Source organism: Bacteroides sp. MSK.18.37, assembly GCF_019129155.2.
Lineage (GTDB): Bacteria > Bacteroidota > Bacteroidia > Bacteroidales > Bacteroidaceae > Bacteroides > Bacteroides ovatus.
This window is the reverse complement of sequence record NZ_JAHOIB020000001.1, coordinates 6,154,797-6,171,600: the sequence shown is the minus strand read 5'-3', so window position 1 is coordinate 6,171,600 and position 16,804 is coordinate 6,154,797. Positions and strand designations below refer to the sequence as shown.

Genomic DNA, 16,804 nt, shown 5'->3' with positions numbered 1-16,804 from the left:
TAAAATGGCTAGAGAAGCAAAAAAAGATCCGAATGAGTTGACGGTAGAACAGAAACTGAAGACACTGTTCCAACTGCAAACGATGTTGTCTAAGATTGATGAAATCAAGACATTGAGAGGTGAACTTCCGTTGGAAGTGCAAGACCTTGAAGATGAAATTGCTGGTTTGAGTACCCGTATCGACAAGATCAAAGCTGAAGTGGATGAACTGAAATCTGCTATTGCCGGCAAGAGAGTAGAAATTGAAACAGCAAAGGCTTCAGTAGAAAAATATAAGTCACAACAAGACAATGTTCGCAATAACCGTGAATATGATTTCTTGACGAAAGAAATCGAATTCCAGACATTGGAAATCGAACTTTGCGAAAAGAGAATTAAGGAATATTCTGCTGATAAAGAAGAAAAAGAGGCTGAAGTAACGAAGAACGATCAGATTCTTAACGAAAGACTGAAAGACCTTGAGCAGAAGAAGAGCGAACTGGACGAAATTATCTCTGAAACCAAACAGGAAGAAGAGAAATTGAGAGACAAAGCTAAAGATTTGGAAACTAAGATTGAACCACGTCTATTGCAGTCTTTCAAACGTATCCGTAAGAACTCTCGCAACGGATTGGGTATTGTATACGTACAGCGTGACGCTTGTGGTGGTTGCTTTAACAAGATTCCGCCCCAGAGACAACTGGATATCCGTTCTCGTAAGAAAGTAATCGTTTGTGAATATTGCGGACGTATTATGATTGACCCGGAATTGGCTGGCGTACAAATCGAACACAAGGTGGAAGAAGCTCCGGTAGCTACTACCAAAAGAGCTATCAGAAGAAAAACTGCTGAATAAGAAGAGCTGTGAAGTAAGTAAAGTTACTTTTTTGATATATAATAAGCCCTGCAGCAATGCAGGGCTTTTTTTGTTTTAACAAGTGCTCGTATAAAAAAGAATCGATAAACAAACTTACCCTTTAGTTGTTATCTTTTCATTTCATAAAAACCTGAACTGATATGAATATACGAGTGTGGGGCACATCGCTCCTTATGTTTCTTTCAACTGTGACCGCGGTTGGACAGACCGCAAACCGTTATTTGAAAGCTCCGCTTCCTCAAGATTGGGAAGAGAGCGGGGAAGTATTTCAACAGATACTTCCAGTGGATGACCATTGGTGGAAGTCATTCCAAGACACCAAACTGGACTCTTTGATAGCTCTGGCAGTAGATCGTAATTACTCCGTTGCCATGGCAATCAACCGTATAGCTGCCGCTCGTGCCAATCTTTGGATAGAACGCAGTAACTTTTTTCCTTCCATCGGATTGAATGCAGGATGGACCCGTCAGGAAACCAGTGGAAATACAAGTTCACTGCCCCAAACAACCGATCATTATTATGATGCTTCGCTAAGCATGAGCTGGGAGCTTGATATTTTTGGCAGTATCCGGAAACGGGTAAAAGCGCAGAAAGAGAATTTTGCCGCCAGCAAGGAAGAATACACAGGAGTCATGGTCTCATTAGCTGCAGAAGTAGCCTCGGCTTATATCAATCTAAGGGAGTTGCAACAAGAGCTTGAAGTGGTGAAGAAAAACAGTGCTTCGCAGGAAGAAGTCCTGAAAATCACGGAAGTACGCTATAATACCGGGCTGGTTGCTAAACTCGATGTGGCACAGGCCAAGTCTGTATTATATAGCACAAAAGCCTCCATTCCCCAGTTGGAAGCGGGTATCAATCAGTATATCACAACATTGGCTGTCTTATTGGGAATGTATCCCCAGGACATTCGTCCTGTTCTTGAATCCAGTGGCACATTGCCCGATTATATGGAACCTATCGGAGTGGGAATGCCTGTCGATTTATTACTGCGACGGCCTGATGTACGAAGTGCGGAATTGAGCGTAAATGCGCAGGCAGCATTGCTCGGAGCTTCGAAAGCGGATTGGTTGCCGAAAGTTTTCTTGAAAGGTTCATTTGGATATGCCGCCCGTGACCTGAAGGATCTCACCAAAAGTAAAAGTATGACTTATGAAATTGCTCCGTCATTGAACTGGACTATTTTCAATGGAGGACAGCTGGTGAATGCAACCCGGCTGGCAAAAGCGCAACTAGATGAAGCGATCAACCAGTTTAATCAAACGGTTTTAACTGCCGTACAGGAAACGGACAATGCTATGAATTCCTACCGGAATTCAATCAAACAGATTGTAGCCCTGCGGGAAGTACGCAATCAAGGAATTGAGACATTGAAACTTTCACTGGAACTTTATAAACAGGGACTTTCGCCTTTCCAAAACGTACTTGATGCACAACGTTCTCTGTTATCTTATGAGAATCAGCTGGTACAGGCACAAGGAAGTTCGCTTTTGCAACTGATAGCCCTCTACAAGGCTTTAGGGGGTGGTTGGAGAGAATAAAAATCAATCTATAAAATATATAACCTAACAGATATGAAAAAACTGATGTATATCTTTCTTGCACTGCCTATATTGACGGGTTGCAAGGAGAAGAAAAGTACAGGAGCAATGGGAGGTGTGCCAACTCCGGAAATTAGTGTGACCAAACCCATAGTGGAGAATATTACTTTGACGAAAGATTATCCGGGTTATCTGACAACAGAAAAGACGGTGAATCTTGTAGCCAGGGTGAACGGAACCTTGCAGTCTACCTCTTATGTCGCAGGTGGACGGGTGAAACAGGGGCAACTGTTGTTTGTCATCGAACCAACCTTATATAAAGATCAGGTGGAGCAAGCAGAAGCAGAACTGAAAACTGCCCAGGCGCAATTGGAATATGCTCGTAATAATTATAGCCGTATGAAAGAGGCTGTAAAGAGTGATGCGGTCAGTCAGATACAGGTACTTCAGGCTGAATCTTCTGTGAAAGAGGGTATTGCTGCTGTCAGCAACGCGGAAGCTGCTTTGAGCACCGCCTGTACAAACTTGGGATATTGTTATGTCCGTGCACCGTTTGACGGCACCATCAGTAAGGCGACTGTAGATATAGGAAGTTATGTAGGCGGTTCGTTGCAACCAGTCACATTGGCTACTATTTATAAGGATAATCAGATGTATGCTTACTTTAATGTTGCTGATAATCAATGGTTGGCAATGACGATGGATACCCAGCAGTTACCGACTGATCTTCCTAAAAAAATAATGGTTCAACTGGGAAAGGGGGGAACTGAAAGTTATCCGGCTACGCTCGATTATCTTTCACCAAATGTAGATGTGAATACAGGAACACTGATGGTTCGTGCCAATTTTGATAATCCGAAAGGGATATTGAAGAGCGGATTATATGTAAGCATAACTTTACCTTATGGAGAAGCTAAAAATGCCGTGTTGGTGAAAGAGGGTTCTATCGGAACTGACCAGTTAGGCAAATACTTATATGTTGTAAATGATTCAAATATAGTTCATTACCGGCATATTGAAATAGGGCAGTTGGTCGACGGCACTTTACGGCAGGTATTGGGTGGACTTTCCCCGCAGGAACAGTATGTCACAGAGGCTTTGATGAAAGTCAGAGACGGAATGAAAGTAAAGCCGCTTCCTGATTCCCTTCCCAAAAGAGGGAAATAAGGTCTTTTGGATAACTGATTGATTAACAAACGAAATCAATAAAGGTGATGTACTTAAAACCGATTAATTAACAAAAGTAACTTTCTGCTCCCTCTCCTTGGGAGAAGGTTGTGGAGAGACTGCTTTTAAACCTATACATTATGTTTTCTAAGTTTTTTATCAACCGACCGATATTTGCTACTGTCCTTGCCCTGCTTATTGTAGTAGCCGGTCTGGTCACACTCAATATATTACCTGTGGCGCAATTTCCGGAGATCACACCGCCAACGGTGCAGGTCTCTGCGGTTTATCCCGGGGCAAATGCTGAAACTGTTGCTCAAACAGTGGGTATTCCTATCGAACAGCAGGTGAATGGTGTAGACGGCATGCTTTATATGTCTTCCAATTCTTCATCTTCGGGAGCATATTCTCTGACTATTACATTCGCTGTTGGTACGAACATCGATATGGCAACTGTGCAGGTACAAAATAGGGTAAGTATCGCACAATCATCGCTGCCGGAACCGGTGGTGGTGCAAGGGGTCACTGTGCAGAAACAATCTTCAAACATTGTGATGTTTTTGACAATGACTTCGCAGGACTCTGTGTACAACAGCCTGTATCTGACTAATTATGCCAAATTGAATTTAGTGGACCAGCTGACACGTGTGCCCGGAGTGGGTGCTGTGAATGTGATGGGAGCAGGGGACTATTCGATGCGCATCTGGCTCGATCCGGAGGCTATGCGTATACGGAATATTTCACCGCAGCAAGTCTATCAATCGATCCAGTCGCAGAATGTGGAAGTATCTGCCGGATATATCGGTCAGCCTATCGGACAGGATAATAATAATGCTTTTCAGTATACGTTGAATGTTCAGGGACGATTGAAATCTCCGGAACAGTTCGGGAATATTATTATCCGCCGTGAGCAGGACGGGGCGATGCTTCGTCTGAAAGATATTGCACGCATTGATTTGGGGTCTGCTTCATACAGTGTAGTGTCGCGATTGAATGGAAAACCTACGGCTGCTATTGCTATTTACCAGCAACCGGGGTCCAATTCGCTGGATGTTTCAAAAGGAGTGAAAGCTAAGATGGAAGAACTTGCAGAAAGTTTCCCGTCAGGAGTGGCCTATAATGTCACTTTGGATACGACTGATGTTATCCATGCTTCCATTGATGAAGTGATGGTTACTTTCTTTGAAACAACTTTGTTGGTGATACTCGTTATTTTCTTGTTCCTGCAGAATTGGCGGGCAGTGATTATTCCTTGTATTACTATCCCGGTATCGTTGATCGGTACATTTGCCGTAATGGCGGTATTTGGTTTCTCTATCAACACATTAACATTGTTCGGACTGATTTTAGCAGTTGCTATTGTGGTGGATGATGCGATAGTGGTGGTGGAGAACGCTTCGAGATTATTGGAAACTGGGCAGTACTCACCTCGTGAAGCCGTGACAAAAGCGATGGGAGAGATCACGGGCCCGATTGTCGGGGTGGTTCTCGTATTGCTTGCCGTGTTTATTCCGACGATGATGATTAGTGGAATTTCCGGTCAGCTGTATAAGCAGTTTGCACTGACTATTGCCGCTTCTACCGTATTGAGCGGTTTTAATTCGTTGACATTGACTCCTGCACTTTGCGCACTGTTTCTTGAAAAGAGTAAGCCTTCTAACTTCTTTATATATAAAGGTTTCAATAAGGCTTATGACAAGACGCAAGGGGTATATGACAAAATTGTCAAATGGTTGCTTCAACGTCCGGGAATGGCTCTCGCTTCTTATGGCGCTTTGACTGTTATTGCTCTATTGCTTTTTATGCATTGGCCGTCAACTTTTATCCCGGACGAGGATGACGGATATTTTATTGCTGTTGTTCAACTTCCGCCTGCCGCCAGCCTTGAGCGTACGCAAGCAGTGGGAGAAAAGATAAACGGTATTCTGGATTCTTATCCGGAAGTAAAGAATTATATTGGTATTTCCGGCTTTTCTATCATGGGTGGTGGCGAACAGAGTAACTCGGCAACTTATTTTGTGGTACTGAAAAACTGGAGTGAGAGGAAAGGGAAAGAGCATACGGCTGCTGCCATAGTCAACCGTTTTAATGGTGAAGCGTATATGACTATTCAGGCTGCGGAAGTGTTTGCCATGGTTCCTCCGGCTATTCCGGGGTTGGGTGCATCCGGTGGTTTACAGCTTCAGTTGGAAGACCGGCGTAATCTGGGGCCGACGGAAATGCAGCAGGCCATCAATGCCTTGCTTGCTTCTTATCACTCGAAACCGGCTTTAGCATCTGTATCCAGTCAGTATCAGGCAAATGTTCCTCAATATTTCTTGAATATCGACCGTGACAAAGTCCAGTTCATGGGAATTGCCTTGAACGATGTTTTCTCTACATTGGGCTATTATATGGGAGCGGCTTATGTGAATGATTTTGTTGAATTCGGCCGTATTTACCAGGTGAAGATTGAGGCACGCGATCAAGCACAGCGGGTAATTGATGATGTCTTGAAGCTAAGCGTGCCGAATTCGGCAGGAGAGATGGTGCCTTTTTCTTCTTTCACCAAAGTGGAGGAACAGTTAGGCCAAGACCAGATTAACCGCTATAATATGTACTCGACTGCTTCTCTGACTTGTAATGTTGCTCCGGGAAGTAGTACCGGGCAGGCTATTCAAGAAGTGGAAGCATTGTTTAAGGAACAGCTGGGAGATGAGTTTGGGTATGAATGGACTTCCGTTGCCTATCAGGAAACCCAGGCTGGGAATACGACTACCATTGTTCTGATTATGGCGTTAATTGTTGCTTTTCTGGTACTTGCTGCACAGTATGAAAGTTGGACCAGCCCGGTAGCAGCCGTCATCGGATTGCCGGTAGCCTTATTAGGTGCCATGATTGGCTGTCTGATTATGGGAACTCCAGTCAGTATTTATACGCAAATCGGTATAATCCTGTTGGTTGCGCTTTCTGCAAAGAACGGAATTTTGATTGTGGAATTTGCCCGTGATTTCCGTGCCGAGGGTAATTCAATTAGGGAAGCTGCCTTTGAAGCGGGGCATGTCCGCTTGCGTCCGATCCTGATGACTTCTTTTGCTTTTGTATTAGGAGTGATGCCCTTGTTATTCGCCACCGGTGCAGGTGCACAAAGTCGTATAGCATTGGGTGCCGCTGTGGTATTTGGTATGGCCATGAACACTTTATTGGCTACCATTTATATTCCTAATTTCTACGAATTCATGCAGAAATTGCAAGAGCGATTCAGCAAAAAGAAAGGAAATGAGGATAGTGAGAAAGATGTTGCCGTATAGAAGTAAAAGGCTGTTTGAAGACTACCTGAAAGGGGAGTTGGTATAGTGACGCCATCTGTTTGGGATGGTGTCACCATAGTAAGCAAATAGCGTCACTATCTTGAACGGATAGTGACGCTATTTTATTCTTGCAGATAAGTATGTTTTTTAAGGCGAATGAAGCGGATCATTTTTATAAAGATTTGTAATCTGGAATATCCTGGAGGAACGTATAACTCTGGTTTTCATAATCCATCCGGCAGCAATAATGTTGCATTCCGTTGCTGACAATCAGATAATCTACTTTCAGTACCATATTATACCGGGTGATTTGGTCGAAAACAGCCTGTGTAATTTCGATATGTGGTGCTTTATATTCCACAATCATCCGGGCTGATAAATCCCTCCGATAAAGTACGGTGTCGCATCGTTTGGTAGTACCGTTTAACTTTACCATTACTTCATTGGCCAGAAGGGCAGTCGGATATCCTTTGTGTGCAATAAGAAAGTGAACAAAGTGTTGCCGTACCCATTCTTCAGGGGTAAGGGCGACATATCGTTTACGAATTACGTCGAAAATTACATTTTTTCCGTTTCGTACGTTTATTTTAGTGTCGAATACTGGTAGGTTTAACGATAACATTTATTATTTTTGTAAGTTAAATAATGGTTCCCATTATTGGGAGCACAAATTTAATAGATAATTATGAAAACAAAAGAAGAAATCGTAGCTAATTGGCTGCCCCGTTACACAAAACGTAACCTGGAGGATTTTGGAGAGTATATTCTGTTGACTAACTTCAACAAGTACGTCGAGATTTTCGCAAATCAGTTTAATGTTCCCATCTTAGGAAGGGATGCAAATATGATTTCTGCTTCTGCCGAAGGCATCACTATGATTAACTTTGGTATGGGAAGTCCTAACGCTGCCATCATCATGGACTTGCTGGGAGCTATTCAACCCAAGGCTTGTTTGTTTTTGGGAAAATGTGGTGGCATCGACAAGAAAAATCAGCTTGGCGATTTGATTCTCCCTATTGCAGCTATCCGTGGAGAGGGAACTTCTAACGATTATTTTCCTCCCGAAGTTCCTGCATTACCTGCATTTATGTTGCAGCGTGCCGTTTCTTCATCCATCCGTGACAAAGGCCGTGACTATTGGACTGGTACCGTATATACCACCAACCGCCGTATCTGGGAACATGATGATGTATTCAAAGAATATCTGAAAAAGACCCGGGCTATGGCAGTTGATATGGAAACTGCAACTTTGTTCAGTTGTGGCTTTGCCAATCATATTCCTACCGGCGCATTATTATTAGTGTCCGATCAGCCAATGACCCCCGACGGAGTAAAAACAGATAGAAGTGATAATTTGGTTACCAGAAATTATGTAGAAGAGCATGTTGAAATTGGTATTGCTTCTTTGCGCATGATTATTGATGAAAAGAAAACTGTTAAACACTTGAAATTCGACTGGTAATCCGGTCTTTCTGAAAATTATATATGGCAAGACAAGAACTGACCTGTGATGACATCCTCAAGGAATTGAGAGCAAAGCAGTATCGCCCTATCTATTACCTGATGGGAGAAGAGTCGTATTATATCGACTTGATTGCAGATTACATAACGGATAATGTGTTGAGTGAGACGGAAAAAGAATTCAACCTGACTGTTGTGTATGGGGCTGATGTGGATGTGGCAACGATTATAAATGCTGCAAAGCGTTATCCCATGATGTCGGAACACCAAGTAGTAGTAGTTAAGGAAGCACAGGCGGTACGTAATATGGAAGAGTTGTCGTATTATCTTCAAAAGCCTTTGCTTTCCACCATTTTAGTGATATGCCATAAGCATGGAACGTTGGATCGTAGAAAGAAGCTGGCTGCCGAGGTGGACAAAGTTGGTGTACTGTTTGAATCTAAAAAAATAAAGGATGCACAACTTCCCGGTTTTATAGCTTCATATATGAAACGGAAAGGAGTTGATATGGAACCTAAAGCAACTGTTATGCTTGCTGATTTTGTAGGTTCAGATTTGAGTCGTCTGACCGGAGAACTTGAAAAGTTGATTATCACTTTACCTGCCGGGCAAAAACGCGTAACTCCTGAACAGATAGAAAAAAACATAGGCATAAGCAAAGATTATAATAACTTTGAATTGCGCAGTGCTTTAGTGGAAAAGGATATATTGAAAGCAAATAAGATAATAAAATATTTTGAGGAAAATCCGAAAACTAACCCAATCCAAATGACGCTGTCTTTATTATTCAGCTTTTACTCCAATCTAATGTTGGCTTATTATGCACCGGATAAATCAGAGCAAGGGATCGCAAATATGCTAGGACTAAGAACTCCCTGGCAGGCCCGGGATTATATGGCAGCAATGCGAAAATATAGCGGAGTAAAGACGATGCAGATTGTTGGAGAAATACGATATGCTGATGCAAAATCCAAAGGAGTCCAAAATAGTTCTATGACAGATGGAGATATTCTTCGTGAATTAGTGTTCAAAATTTTGCATTAAGTAGGATTAAGAATTACCTATATAATCAGACATATACTTTTACCGTAGATAGAAACGGGAAGTATATGTCTTTTTTTGTATTCCCGCAATTACTTCCATTATAAAAAAGACTTTCACAATGCCAGTGATTATTTTACAAATAGATTTACTCCTTTTGTAGTTTTATAGAGTTACCCATTTAACGAACTACACAAAGTATATTTTTAGAATTTTGTATTGATCTATCTTCAAGGAAACTTTTTCTTTTAAATAGGAGCTTTAATTTTTAAACGAGAAAAGTTTACTTATTCTTGAGTTTATCAAAAAAGCATTTTGGATTTTAAAGGTATCGTTTTATAGTGAGAATGGAGATTTTTTCTTTTCTCTAAAATCATCCATTAGTGTCATTTTGATAATCCAGAGTATTTTTGATTACTATAAGCCTATTTTTTCTAGTTTAATAGAAAAATAGAATCTGAATTATAGGGGTAAGTATTTGTATTTCATTTGTTTATGCTAAAAATGAGCTTCCTAGAATTGAAAAAAAATAAATAAGTGGAATCGGTACGGAAATATTGCAAGGATTCTCTTTTTAGAGAAGATTGTAAAGGATGATTAGAAAAAAATAGCAATATACATTGGTAAAGTATGAGTTGATCCCTTCCTTTTATTGCTTTTGCAACTATCAATATTTACTTTTGTGTATTTATGTGGTTACAAATGTGTCGTATATTTATGTGAATGAATTCCAAATGTAATCAAAAGATGGTGTTTACAATAATATATTTATGCATTTACAAAAATAATACCCTATATACAAATGTAGTTTTTCAGGCATTAACAAATACTTTTATCTCTATTATCTTATTATAAATCAAGATTATACAGTTTATTATATCAATCAGTGCTATAAGAGCCTTCTATATGTGGTATGTATATTTGTGAATGTCTCTATTTGAGTTTCATTTGTGTTATATATATGGTTGTATATCTGTGTTTTATGATATATACTTAAACTAAATCTATATGCTTATAATAACTCGTTTTATTCTATATACAAGCGTAATATTCGATTTGTATAATATAATACACTTTTGTAATATTAATATTTTTATATTTGTAATTTGCTTTTGTGAATCTAATTATTTACCTTTGTATAATCAATGAGATAGTGCGTATTTTTGTGAAATAGGTACATAACACATACAATTGTAATAAAAAGAAGGTAGTATGGAAATAAAAGACAGAATCAGAATGATAATGGAAAGAGAAAAAGTTCCTCCTAGAGTTTTTGCTGAAACAATTGGAGTGCAACAATCTACTCTCTCTCATATTTTAAATGATCGGAATAAACCCAGCTTAGAGGTCGTTATGAAGGTTCATCAAAAGTATGACTATGTAAATCTTGAATGGTTGCTTTATGGTAAGGGCGAAATGATGGTGTCTGAAGAAGGAACTTCCTTTTCTTCTTCTAATCACGATTATCTGCCTTCTTTATTCGACGAGAATCCCGTAAATCCGTCCAAAGAACCGACTCTTCCGGAAAATCGCAAGGAAACGCCGTTAAGAAACGCCGAAAATGCCCCCAAAGAGATTGTAAAACAGGAGATTAGGTATATAGAAAAGCCTGCCAGGAAAATCACGGAAATAAGAATATTTTTCGATGATAATACCTATGAGACGTTTCGACCTGAAAAATGAAGAGTAAAATCGGTGGTTTGAGCAATTTCCTGTATCTTTGCACCCGGAATACGAATTTATACTTTTATATCCATACATGAAGAAATTTATTTTAGATCTGACAGTGACCGAGAATATCAGATTGAATGCAAACTATGTATTGCTAAAATTGACCTCTCAGTCATTACTGCCCGAAATGTTACCTGGGCAGTTTGCCGAACTCCGGGTGGACGGTTCGCCTACTACATTCTTACGGCGTCCCATTTCTATTAATTTTGTAGATAAACAGCGAAATGAGGTCTGGTTTCTGATCCAGCTGGTTGGTGATGGAACAAGACGTTTGGCAGAGGTTAATCCCGGTGAAACAATAAATGTAGTGCTTCCACTGGGAAATGCATATACAATGCCTCTGGAGGCTTCTGATAAGCTCTTATTAGTTGGTGGAGGTGTCGGAACAGCCCCTATGCTTTATTTAGGTGAGCAGTTGGCTAAAAAAGGCCATAAACCTACGTTCCTGTTAGGTGCCCGTAGCGACAAAGATCTGTTGCAGCTGGAAGAGTTTGCCAAATATGGAGAGGTATATACCACCACGGAAGATGGTAGCCATGGAGAAAAAGGATATGTTACCCAACATTCTATATTAAATAAGGTACGATTTGAGCAGATTTACACTTGTGGTCCCAAACCGATGATGGTGGCTGTGGCAAAATATGCCAAAAGTAATCAGATAGAATGTGAAGTATCTTTGGAAAATACAATGGCTTGTGGTATCGGAGCATGCTTATGTTGTGTGGAAAATACGACAGAAGGTCATTTGTGTGTATGTAAAGAAGGTCCTGTTTTTAATATAAATAAACTACTATGGCAGATTTAAGTGTAAACATTGGTGAATTACAAATGAAAAACCCGGTGATGACAGCATCTGGTACATTTGGATATGGTGAAGAGTTCTCCGACTTCATTGATATAGCGCGAATAGGTGGTATTATTGTAAAAGGAACTACTCTTCACAAACGTGAAGGAAACCCTTATCCGCGTATGGCAGAGACTCCTTCTGGGATGTTAAACGCTGTAGGACTGCAAAATAAGGGTGTTGATTACTTTGTGGAGCATATATATCTCCGTATAAAAGACATCCAAACGAATATGATTGTAAACGTTTCGGGATCTGCCATCGAAGATTATGTAAAAACAGCTGAAATCATTAATGAACTTGACAAAATTCCTGCTATAGAGCTAAACATCTCTTGCCCTAATGTAAAGCAAGGTGGTATGGCTTTTGGTGTGTCAGCAAAAGGGGCGTCAGAAGTAGTAAAAGCAGTGCGTTCAGCTTACAAAAAGACACTTATCGTAAAACTCTCCCCGAACGTTACGGACATCACTGAAATAGCTCGTGCAGCAGAAGAAAGTGGTGCGGATAGCGTGTCATTAATCAATACATTGCTGGGTATGGCGATTGATGCGGAACGTAAACGCCCTATTTTGTCAACTATAACAGGCGGAATGTCGGGAGCAGCCGTAAAACCTATCGCATTACGTATGGTATGGCAAGTTGCCAAGGCGGTAAATATTCCTGTCATTGGATTGGGAGGTATTATGGACTGGAAAGATGCTGTTGAATTCATGCTTGCAGGTGCGACGGCCATCCAAATTGGTACGGCAAATTTCATAGATCCTGCTGTGACTATTAAAGTGGAAGATGGTATAAATAATTACCTGGAAAGACACGGATGTAAGTCTGTAAAGGAAATAATTGGTGCGCTTGAGGTATAATTGAAAACATACAATAACCCTTCGCGTTAAGTCTGCAAGAAAAATGCTATTTCTCTTTTAAATAAAGAAAGGATAAACAGGCAGGTAGTGGCAGATGAAAAAGAAGTTCGTGTTTAGAGGAATTGTCTACGGACAGAATCTTTAGATTGAAGATAAAATAAAAACGACGGTGAGGATTTACGTAATCTTCATCGTCGTTTTTATTTACACTTTATTTTACTCCCCTAATAGGTCGGGACGAAGTTTTCTGGTGCGTTCCAGGGACTGTTGCAGTTCCCATTCTTTGATCTTTGCTTCATGCCCGGATAATAGAATATCGGGAACTTTCCAGCCTTTATAATCAGCAGGTCGTGTATATACAGGTGCTGCCAGCAAATTATCCTGGAAAGAATCGGAAAGTGCGGATTGTTCATCGGAGATGACTCCGGGAATGATACGTACGATAGCATCTGCCATCACTGCTGCTGCTAGTTCTCCTCCTGTTAATACATAATCGCCGATACTGATTTCTTTAGTAATCAGATGTTCGCGAATACGGTAATCGATGCCTTTAAAGTGTCCGCAAAGAATAATGAGATTCTGTGCCAGAGAGAGAGTGTTGGCCATCGGTTGGTTGAATTGTTCTCCGTCAGGGGTCGTGAAGATAACTTCATCGTAGTCACGTTCTGCCTTTAGAGCATTGATGCAGCGTTCGATAGGTTCTATTTTCATCACCATTCCGGCAAATCCTCCAAAAGGATAATCATCGACACGACGATATTTATCTTCGGTGTAATCACGTAAATTGTGAATGTGTATTTCTGCAAGTCCTTTATCTTGAGCTCGTTTCATGATAGAACAATTGAAGAAACCTTCAATCATTTCGGGTAAAACTGTTATAATATCAATGCGCATAATCTTTTAATTTTTCGCAAAAGTACAAATATTCAAAGATAAACATGTATTTTTGCCTTAAACAATCGAAGAAATATGGATATAAAAGAAAAAATAGAGGAATTGCGTGCCGAACTTCATCGGCATAATTATAATTATTATGTGTTGAATGCTCCTGAAATCTCGGATAAAGAGTTTGACGATAAGATGCGTGAACTTCAGGATTTGGAACAAGCACATCCGGAATATAAAGATGAAAATTCACCCACTATGCGCGTGGGGAGCGACTTGAACAAGAATTTTACGCAAGTGGCTCATAAATATCCTATGCTGTCATTGGCAAATACATATTCGGAGGCGGAAGTGACGGACTTCTACGATCGTGTCCGTAAAGCGCTAAATGAGGATTTCGAGATTTGTTGTGAAATGAAATATGACGGTACTTCTATTTCGTTGACCTATGAAAATGGGAAGTTGGTTCGTGCCGTCACCCGTGGAGATGGAGAAAAAGGCGATGATGTGACGGATAATGTGAAAACAATCCGTTCTATTCCGCTTGTATTACATGGTGATAATTATCCCGCTTCTTTTGAGATACGTGGGGAAATTCTTATGCCATGGGAAGTGTTTGAAGAGTTGAACCGGGAAAAAAAGGCGCGTGAAGAACCGCTTTTTGCCAATCCAAGAAATGCGGCGTCCGGTACATTGAAGTTGCAAAATTCTTCTATTGTAGCTTCTCGCAAGCTGGATGCTTATTTATATTATTTATTGGGAGATAATCTGCCTTGTGACGGACATTATGAAAATCTTCAGGAAGCGGCAAAATGGGGCTTTAAAATCTCTGATTTGACGCGTAAGTGCCAGACATTGGAGGAGGTCTTTGAATTTATCAACTATTGGGATGTAGAACGTAAAAATCTACCGGTTGCCACTGATGGGATTGTTTTGAAGGTGAACAGTTTGAGACAACAGAAAAATTTGGGTTTTACGGCTAAGTCTCCTCGATGGGCTATTGCCTATAAATTCCAGGCAGAACGTGCATTGACCCGATTGAATAAGGTGACCTATCAGGTAGGAAGAACCGGAGCAGTCACTCCGGTAGCTAATCTGGACCCTGTACAGCTTTCGGGAACTGTCGTAAAACGTGCATCCTTACATAATGCAGATATCATCGAAGGACTTGATTTGCATATCGGAGACATGGTTTATGTGGAAAAAGGTGGTGAAATTATTCCTAAGATTACGGGAGTAGATAAAGATGCACGTAGTTTTATGCTTGGGGAGAAGGTTCGATTCATCGTCAATTGTCCCGAATGTGGTAGTAAATTAGTCAGGTATGAAGGGGAAGCCGCTCATTATTGCCCCAATGAAACAGCGTGTCCTCCTCAAATCAAAGGCAAAATCGAGCATTTTATTAGTCGAAAGGCTATGAATATTGATGGATTGGGACCGGAAACCGTGGATATGTTCTATCGTTTGGGATTAATTAAAAATACGGCCGACTTATATAAACTCACAGCTGATGATATCAAAGGTTTGGATCGTATGGGAGAAAAATCGGCGGAGAACATTATAACGGGGATTGCACAAAGCAAAACCGTTCCTTTCGAGCGTGTTATTTTTGCTTTGGGAATTCGTTTTGTTGGTGAGACTGTGGCCAAAAAGATAGCAAAATCGTTTGAGAATATAGATGATCTGCAACAGGCAGATCTTGAAAAATTGGTAAGTATCGATGAAATCGGAGAAAAAATAGCCCAGAGTATACTTGCATATTTTGCGAATGAGTCTAATCGTGAGTTAGTTGCCAAGCTAAAAGAGGCCGGACTGCAGCTTTATCGCACCGAAGAAGATTTAAGCGGATATACGGATAAGTTAGCGGGCCAGTCTATCGTTATCAGCGGTGTGTTTGTTCATCATTCACGTGACGAATATAAAGAGCTTATCGAGAAAAACGGAGGGAAAAATGTAGGAAGCATTTCTGCGAAAACAAGTTTTATACTGGCTGGGGACAATATGGGACCTGCAAAGCTTGAAAAAGCAAAAAAACTTGGAATAACCATATTAAGCGAAGACGAATTTCTGAAACTTATATCGTAAGATAAGAAAAATATTCGTACTTTTGCGGCTAAATAAATTAGAGATTATAATTAAAACTCATGATACAGACTAAATTGAAAGGAATGGGGGTAGCACTGATTACTCCTTTCAAAGAGGATGAGAGCGTTGACTATGACGCGTTGATGCGTATGGTGGACTATCTATTACAGAATAATGCGGATTTCTTGTGTGTGCTGGGGACTACAGCTGAAACACCGACTCTGACCGAGGAAGAAAAGAAAACTATAAAAAAGATGGTAATTGACCGCGTTAACGGAAGAATTCCTATTCTGTTGGGTGTAGGTGGTAATAATACTCGTGCTATTGTAGAAACATTGAAAAATGATGATTTCACAGGAGTTGATGCCATATTGTCTGTTGTGCCGTATTATAATAAACCTTCTCAAGAAGGTATTTATCAGCATTATAAAGCGATTGCGGAAGCTACGGAGCTCCCCATCGTATTGTATAATGTTCCGGGACGTACGGGGGTAAATATGACTGCTGAAACTACTTTGCGGATTGCCCGCGATTTTAAGAATGTAGTTGCTATTAAAGAAGCATCCGGCAATATTACGCAAATGGATGATATTATTAAAAATAAACCGGAAAATTTCAATGTAATCTCCGGAGATGATGGTATAACCTTTCCGCTTATTACATTGGGAGCCGTTGGTGTGATTTCAGTAATCGGTAATGCTTTTCCTCGTGAATTTAGCCGTATGACGCGCCTGGCGCTTCAAGGAGACTTTGCCAATGCATTAACCATTCACCATCGATTCACGGAATTATTCAATTTATTGTTTGTTGATGGAAATCCGGCAGGAGTAAAATCAATGTTGAATGCCATGGGTATGATCGAGAATAAACTTCGGTTGCCACTAGTTCCTACTCGCATTACCACATTTGAGGCAATACGCAAGGTTTTGAATGAGTTGAATATTAAATGTTGATGCCTTCTTCAGCGAGGAATTCATAATAAACATCTAAGTGTTTAAAATAAATATCCCAATGATTGAATTCAGTCATTGGGATATTTATTTTAA

Annotated in this window: 13 protein-coding genes; 11 read left to right on the top strand and 2 right to left on the bottom strand. The window is 40.5% G+C overall.

Annotated elements, in window-relative coordinates; genetic code table 11:
• Window positions 1–4 precede the first annotated feature (4 nt).
• The 4 genes from KSX81_RS23755 to KSX81_RS23740 all read left to right on the top strand — a co-directional run bounded on the left by KSX81_RS23755 (window position 5) and on the right by KSX81_RS23740 (window position 6,851).
• Entirely contained in the window at window positions 5–835 is an 831-nt protein-coding gene (locus KSX81_RS23755; RefSeq protein ID WP_004295942.1) for a zinc ribbon domain-containing protein, read from the top strand.
• Window positions 836–996: 161 nt separating this feature from the next.
• On the top strand, window positions 997–2,394 hold the full coding sequence (locus tag KSX81_RS23750; protein WP_004295943.1) for an efflux transporter outer membrane subunit: 1,398 nt from the start codon (window positions 997–999) through the stop codon (window positions 2,392–2,394).
• 33 nt (window positions 2,395–2,427) lie between these two features.
• Window positions 2,428–3,561, top strand: a complete 1,134-nt coding sequence (locus KSX81_RS23745) for an efflux RND transporter periplasmic adaptor subunit (protein ID WP_004295944.1) — start codon at window positions 2,428–2,430, stop codon at window positions 3,559–3,561.
• 140 nt (window positions 3,562–3,701) lie between these two features.
• On the top strand, window positions 3,702–6,851 hold the full coding sequence (locus tag KSX81_RS23740; RefSeq protein ID WP_004295945.1) for an efflux RND transporter permease subunit: 3,150 nt from the start codon (window positions 3,702–3,704) through the stop codon (window positions 6,849–6,851).
• Between the two features lie 172 nt (window positions 6,852–7,023).
• Here the strand turns inward: KSX81_RS23740 and KSX81_RS23735 are convergent, their stop codons facing one another.
• Window positions 7,024–7,473 (bottom strand): type I restriction enzyme HsdR N-terminal domain-containing protein, encoded by a 450-nt coding sequence (locus KSX81_RS23735; protein WP_004295946.1) that lies wholly within the window; start codon window positions 7,471–7,473, stop codon window positions 7,024–7,026.
• A 63-nt stretch (window positions 7,474–7,536) separates the two neighbouring features.
• Between KSX81_RS23735 and KSX81_RS23730 the strand changes: the two genes are divergently transcribed.
• The 5 genes from KSX81_RS23730 to KSX81_RS23710 all read left to right on the top strand — a co-directional run bounded on the left by KSX81_RS23730 (window position 7,537) and on the right by KSX81_RS23710 (window position 12,788).
• Window positions 7,537–8,313 carry an AMP nucleosidase gene (locus KSX81_RS23730; RefSeq protein ID WP_004303046.1) on the top strand — a complete coding sequence of 259 codons (777 nt, stop codon included), beginning with the start codon at window positions 7,537–7,539 and terminating at the stop codon, window positions 8,311–8,313.
• A 23-nt stretch (window positions 8,314–8,336) separates the two neighbouring features.
• A complete protein-coding gene (holA, locus tag KSX81_RS23725) occupies window positions 8,337–9,356 on the top strand; it encodes a DNA polymerase III subunit delta (protein ID WP_217725919.1) in 1,020 nt (339 codons plus the stop codon).
• Between the two features lie 1,209 nt (window positions 9,357–10,565).
• Window positions 10,566–11,036 (top strand): helix-turn-helix domain-containing protein, encoded by a 471-nt coding sequence (locus KSX81_RS23720; RefSeq protein WP_004295950.1) that lies wholly within the window; start codon window positions 10,566–10,568, stop codon window positions 11,034–11,036.
• A gap of 76 nt (window positions 11,037–11,112) precedes the next feature.
• Complete coding sequence (locus KSX81_RS23715; protein ID WP_004295951.1) at window positions 11,113–11,889, top strand: dihydroorotate dehydrogenase electron transfer subunit; 777 nt, start codon at window positions 11,113–11,115, stop codon at window positions 11,887–11,889.
• On the top strand, window positions 11,877–12,788 hold the full coding sequence (locus tag KSX81_RS23710) for a dihydroorotate dehydrogenase (protein ID WP_217726162.1): 912 nt from the start codon (window positions 11,877–11,879) through the stop codon (window positions 12,786–12,788). Before KSX81_RS23715 ends, KSX81_RS23710 begins: the two co-directional genes overlap by 13 nt.
• 216 nt (window positions 12,789–13,004) lie before the next feature.
• On the opposite strand, the gene trmD is transcribed toward KSX81_RS23710, so the two are convergent.
• Window positions 13,005–13,682, bottom strand: coding sequence for a tRNA (guanosine(37)-N1)-methyltransferase TrmD (gene trmD, locus KSX81_RS23705; protein ID WP_004295953.1), 678 nt, complete (start codon window positions 13,680–13,682; stop codon window positions 13,005–13,007).
• 75 nt (window positions 13,683–13,757) lie between these two features.
• On the opposite strand from trmD, the gene ligA reads away from it, so the two are divergent.
• Window positions 13,758–15,758 carry an NAD-dependent DNA ligase LigA gene (ligA, locus tag KSX81_RS23700; protein WP_217726163.1) on the top strand — a complete coding sequence of 667 codons (2,001 nt, stop codon included), beginning with the start codon at window positions 13,758–13,760 and terminating at the stop codon, window positions 15,756–15,758.
• Window positions 15,759–15,817: 59 nt separating this feature from the next.
• Window positions 15,818–16,711 carry a 4-hydroxy-tetrahydrodipicolinate synthase gene (dapA, locus tag KSX81_RS23695; protein ID WP_004303039.1) on the top strand — a complete coding sequence of 298 codons (894 nt, stop codon included), beginning with the start codon at window positions 15,818–15,820 and terminating at the stop codon, window positions 16,709–16,711.
• Window positions 16,712–16,804 lie beyond the last annotated feature (93 nt).

Coding starts and splice junctions, on each gene's coding strand:
- KSX81_RS23755 (WP_004295942.1), top strand. CDS start 5: ATGGCTAGAGAAGCAAAAAAAGATCCGAATGAGTTGACGGTAGAACAG.
- KSX81_RS23750 (WP_004295943.1), top strand. CDS start 997: ATGAATATACGAGTGTGGGGCACATCGCTCCTTATGTTTCTTTCAACT.
- KSX81_RS23745 (WP_004295944.1), top strand. CDS start 2,428: ATGAAAAAACTGATGTATATCTTTCTTGCACTGCCTATATTGACGGGT.
- KSX81_RS23740 (WP_004295945.1), top strand. CDS start 3,702: ATGTTTTCTAAGTTTTTTATCAACCGACCGATATTTGCTACTGTCCTT.
- KSX81_RS23735 (WP_004295946.1), bottom strand. CDS start 7,473: ATGTTATCGTTAAACCTACCAGTATTCGACACTAAAATAAACGTACGA.
- KSX81_RS23730 (WP_004303046.1), top strand. CDS start 7,537: ATGAAAACAAAAGAAGAAATCGTAGCTAATTGGCTGCCCCGTTACACA.
- holA (WP_217725919.1), top strand. CDS start 8,337: ATGGCAAGACAAGAACTGACCTGTGATGACATCCTCAAGGAATTGAGA.
- KSX81_RS23720 (WP_004295950.1), top strand. CDS start 10,566: ATGGAAATAAAAGACAGAATCAGAATGATAATGGAAAGAGAAAAAGTT.
- KSX81_RS23715 (WP_004295951.1), top strand. CDS start 11,113: ATGAAGAAATTTATTTTAGATCTGACAGTGACCGAGAATATCAGATTG.
- KSX81_RS23710 (WP_217726162.1), top strand. CDS start 11,877: ATGGCAGATTTAAGTGTAAACATTGGTGAATTACAAATGAAAAACCCG.
- trmD (WP_004295953.1), bottom strand. CDS start 13,682: ATGCGCATTGATATTATAACAGTTTTACCCGAAATGATTGAAGGTTTC.
- ligA (WP_217726163.1), top strand. CDS start 13,758: ATGGATATAAAAGAAAAAATAGAGGAATTGCGTGCCGAACTTCATCGG.
- dapA (WP_004303039.1), top strand. CDS start 15,818: ATGATACAGACTAAATTGAAAGGAATGGGGGTAGCACTGATTACTCCT.